Source organism: Gordonia sp. OPL2 (assembly GCF_003797825.1).
GTDB lineage: Bacteria > Actinomycetota > Actinomycetes > Mycobacteriales > Mycobacteriaceae > Gordonia.
The window spans coordinates 1-434 of the sequence record NZ_RKME01000091.1; the positions used below are offsets into that span (position 1 = coordinate 1).

The 434-nt window shown below is 68.2% G+C and carries 1 protein-coding gene; it reads left to right on the plus strand.

Annotated features, from left to right (window positions below; all coding sequences use genetic code 11):
* The coding region (locus EEB19_RS26425; RefSeq protein WP_316245489.1) for a PrpF domain-containing protein at nt 1–321 on the plus strand (321 nt) is incomplete at its 5' end.
* Between the last annotated feature and the right edge of the window lie 113 nt (nt 322–434).

A 434-nucleotide genomic window follows, 5' to 3' on the forward strand; every position in this document is an offset into this window, starting at 1 on the left:
GTGTCCTCCAGCGGCAAGGCCATTCCGGCCTCGGCCATCGACCTGCACGCGCGGGCGTTGTCGATGGGCAAGCTGCACCACGCGATGATGGGCACCGCCGCCGTGGCGATCGGCACTGCGGCGGCGATTCCGGGCACGCTGGTCAATCGCGCGGCCGGTGGTGGTGAACGCGAAGCGGTGACCTTCGGCCACCCTTCCGGCACGCTGCGCGTGGGTGCGCAGGCCGGCCTCGTTGACGGCCAGTGGACAGTGACCAAGGCCATCATGAGCCGCAGCGCCCGCGTATTGATGGAAGGCAAGGTGCGGGTGCCGGCCGAATAACCAGCCGGTCGGCGCTGGCATCACATGCTTCGGTAGATGCCAACCTTGGTTGGCATGGCATTGGCACCGCCCGGGCAACGTCCAGCGCCAACCAAGGTTGGCGACTACCGGGA